The following is a 384-nucleotide window of genomic DNA, read 5'->3' on the forward strand; positions in this document are numbered from 1 at the left end:
TTTGATTGATGATGTTCGTGCGAGCAAACACATCTAACAAACCGGCGTTCTTATGCGCGATATTAATACTTTCCTTCCTTTTTGGGAGGGCTTTTCTGTCGTCACGATCAAGCCTGATGGTGACGCCCTCCAGATCGATCTGACACCCCACGCCACCCGATTCCCTTCCTGTGGCGGGTGCCAAAAACCCTGTTCAACCACGCATGAGTATTGCGAGCGAGTCATTCGTGATTTGCCCATTCTCGGTCGTGCGGTGCGCCTGAGCGTTTTGCTCCGACGCGTTGGTTGCCGCGACTGTGGTAAACGCATGGAGGCCGTCAGTTGGCTGGATCGCTATGCCCGCATGACGCGGCGTCTGGCAGAGGCGGTCATTCAAGCCTGTGA

Annotated in this window: 1 protein-coding gene; it reads left to right on the forward strand. The window is 55.2% G+C overall.

Annotation, left to right across the window (positions count from 1 at the left end):
• Window positions 1-52 precede the first annotated feature (52 nt).
• Window positions 53-384, forward strand: a 332-nt coding sequence (locus H7995_RS28245) for a transposase family protein (protein WP_185819339.1), incomplete at its 3' end; no start/stop codon positions are given.

Origin of the sequence: Pseudomonas kielensis (assembly GCF_014236655.1) — a bacterium.
Taxonomy (GTDB): domain Bacteria; phylum Pseudomonadota; class Gammaproteobacteria; order Pseudomonadales; family Pseudomonadaceae; genus Aquipseudomonas; species Aquipseudomonas kielensis.